The sequence below is a fragment of the Streptomyces prasinopilosus genome, assembly GCF_001419695.1.
GTDB lineage: Bacteria > Actinomycetota > Actinomycetes > Streptomycetales > Streptomycetaceae > Streptomyces > Streptomyces prasinopilosus.
Map to the genome: position 1 here is coordinate 1 of NZ_LIRG01000760.1, position 2,869 is coordinate 2,869.

Consider the following 2,869-nt stretch of genomic DNA (forward strand, 5'->3'; position numbering starts at 1 on the left):
GGGCCCCGCCGCTTCCGCGGGCCCTGTGGTCCGCGCGGCCCCTCGGGGGGCGCCTGGCGCTGTCGCGGCAGGGGCACGGCCGCCCTGCCGGCCGGCCCGGGGTCCGTGCTCCGCTCTTCTCGCTCGCCCCAGCCGCCGCCGGGTTCCCGCTGCTCGGGATGGCCGCCGCGGGCTCGCGGTACGCCGTGGGCGGGGGTGCCGTCGGTCGGGCGGAGCGCTCCACGCGCCGGTGTCCCGTCCGGGAACCGGTCCCGCGGTGGCCGTGCGCCGTGGGCCGGGGCCCCCGGCCCCGCGGTCGGGCCGCCCTCCTGTGCGCCCCGCCCGGGCGGACCGTACGGACCGGGCGGACCGTATGCGCCGTACGGGCCGGGAGAGCCGTACGCGCCGGTTCCGTCGGAGGCCGCTCCCTGCTCGGGGGGCGTCGTCCCCCGCGCCGGGCGGGCGTCGCCCCTGGGTGCGGGTCCACGACGGCTGTGGCGTCCCACGTCGCGCCTCAGCCCCTCGGGTTCTCGGCGGTGCCCCCGCCGTCGACGGCCTCGTCCGCGGCGGTGCCGGCGGCCGAGTCCGGAGCGCCCGTCGCGCCCGGCTCCAAAGTATCCCCCTTCTCCGCCGAATCCGTTGCATCCGAAAGGAGTTCGCGGAAAGCGGCGGCCACCGCCCCGGGGCATTCCATCATCGCCACGTGCCCCGCGTCGGGCAGGGTGACCAGTCGGGAGTCGCGGAACGCGCGGGCCGCGCGCCCGGCCATCCGGAAGCCGACGAGCCGGTCCCGGCCGCCGTACAGCAGCAGGGTCGGCGCGAGCACCCGCTCGGCCTGGCGCCACAGTCCGTGCTGGCCGCCGAGGGTGTACGCGTTGACGAGTCCCCGCGCGGAGCGGGCCATGGCGTCCCAGAAGTACGGCAGCCGCAGCCGCCGTTCCATCTCCTGCACGGCGTGGCGGAACGCCTCCGGAGACACCTGCCCGGGGTCCCCGTAGCAGAGTGCCACGACACCCCGGACGCGCTGTTCCGCCGTCCATCCCCGGGTGGCCCGGGTGAACAGCCGGGCCACCCCAGGCAGCGCCAGCAGCCCCGTCGGTACGGCGGTGCGCTGCACGCGCAGCTCGGGAAGGGCCGGGGAGACGAGCGTGAGGGTGCGGACGAGGTCGGGACGCACGGCGGCGATCCGGGTGGCGACCGCGCCGCCGAGCGAGTTGCCGAGGAGGTGCACGGGGCCGCGTCCGGTGGCGTCGAGGTAGCGGATCACCGCGCGCGCGTGCGCCGAGACCGAGTAGTCGCCGTCGGCCGGGGGCGGCGAGTCGCCGAAGCCCGGGAGGTCGACGGCCTCGCTGTCGACGACGTCCTCCAGGAGGGGCATCAGCGACGACCAGTTCTGCGACGACCCTCCGAGCCCGTGGATGTGCAGCGCGGGCGGCAGCCCTTCGCGCGCCGCCGGCCTCGCCCGCACGGACAGGGTGACGCCCGGGAGCTCGACCGACCTGAGGCGCTCGCCCTCGGCGACCCGCACGGCGGCCGCCTCGGAAAGTCCGGTCGCGGGGGGCACGGGGGGCACGGGCGCCGCGGACGGCAGGTCGGTCGAAGACATGCGGCAATGTTACGAGGTGATCACGCCGGGCCCCTTGTGTCGGCGGTCACAGGCCCGCTCCGTCGCGTGCGCGCCGCGGCGCGGGCCGACCGCGGATCGCGTGGCGTCCGGATCGGGTGTCTCCTAGGCTCGTACCCAGGGCACCCGTACATGGTCCCCGCATGCTCCGGGGGCGTTCGCAGAAAGGGAGCCCAGCCATGGTCACAGACCCCACCGATCCCGAGACGCTCGAGGAAGCCGACGACGCCCGCGAAGGCGTGGAGTACGGCGTCGAGGCGCCGGAGGCCGACACGGCCGAACAGCTCGCGGACCTCGCCCCGGACCGCGACGAACCGCTGACCGGCGCCGACACCGACCGGGCCAACGAGGCGGACCTCGCCGAGCAGGCCCGGATCGTCTCCCTCGACGAGGACGACTACCGGTGACGGGGACGGGAGGGCCGCCGGGGGGCGCCCGCACGGAGCGGGCGTCCGCGGGAACGAGGCTGCGTTTTGCCCCGTCTGGCAGCCTTTGAAACCGTCCGTACGCCTTTCGACGTCGCCCGGTCCGTGAAATTGTGCGCCCTCACCGCGCACAGCACGGTTACCGAAAAGTACGATGACGGCGCGGCTCACACCGCACGAGGACGACAATGGGAGGCGGCGTGACAGCCATCGAGCAGACAGAGACCGTGCGCCCGAGGGGTACACGCCTGCCGCGCCGTGCCCGACGGAACCAGCTCCTGGGCGCCGCGCAGGAAGTGTTCGTCGCGCAGGGTTACCACGCGGCGGCGATGGACGACATCGCCGAGCGTGCGGGGGTCAGCAAGCCGGTGCTCTACCAGCACTTCCCGGGCAAGCTCGATCTCTACCTGGCGCTGCTGGACCAGCACTGCGAGGCGCTGATCCAGTCGGTCCGCCACGCGCTCGCGTCGACGCACGACAACAAGCAGCGCGTACGGGCGACCATGGACGCCTACTTCGCGTACGTCGAGGACGACGGCGGCGCCTTCCGCCTGGTCTTCGAGTCGGATCTGACGAACGAGCCCGCCGTGCGCGAGCGCGTGGACCGGGTCACCAACGACTGCGCCGAGGCGATCTGCGACGTCATCGCCGAGGACACCGGGCTGTCCCGCCAGGAGTCGATGCTGCTCGCCTCGGGTCTGGGCGGTCTGGCCCAGGTGGTCGCGCGGTCCTGGCTGCACAGCGACCGCAGCGTGCCGCGCGACCAGGCGGTCCAGCTGCTGACCTCGCTGCCGTGCAGCGGGAATCCGGCGATGCCCCGCCAGGCCAGCGAGGTCAGCAG

The 2,869-nt window shown here is 74.9% G+C and carries 3 protein-coding genes; 2 read left to right on the forward strand and 1 reads right to left on the reverse strand.

From position 1 onward, the window contains the following. Positions 1–493 precede the first annotated feature (493 nt). Entirely contained in the window at positions 494–1,585 is a 1,092-nt protein-coding gene (locus tag AOK18_RS25940; RefSeq protein WP_055695914.1) for an alpha/beta fold hydrolase, read from the reverse strand. Between the two features lie 197 nt (positions 1,586–1,782). Between AOK18_RS25940 and AOK18_RS25945 the strand changes: the two genes are divergently transcribed. Together AOK18_RS25945 and AOK18_RS25950 are read left to right on the forward strand one after the other, a co-directional pair. After that, complete coding sequence (locus AOK18_RS25945) at positions 1,783–2,010, forward strand: hypothetical protein (RefSeq protein WP_055572469.1); 228 nt, start codon at positions 1,783–1,785, stop codon at positions 2,008–2,010. Positions 2,011–2,228: 218 nt separating this feature from the next. Next, a partial coding sequence (locus tag AOK18_RS25950; protein WP_055695915.1) for a TetR/AcrR family transcriptional regulator occupies positions 2,229–2,869 on the forward strand: 641 nt, incomplete at its 3' end.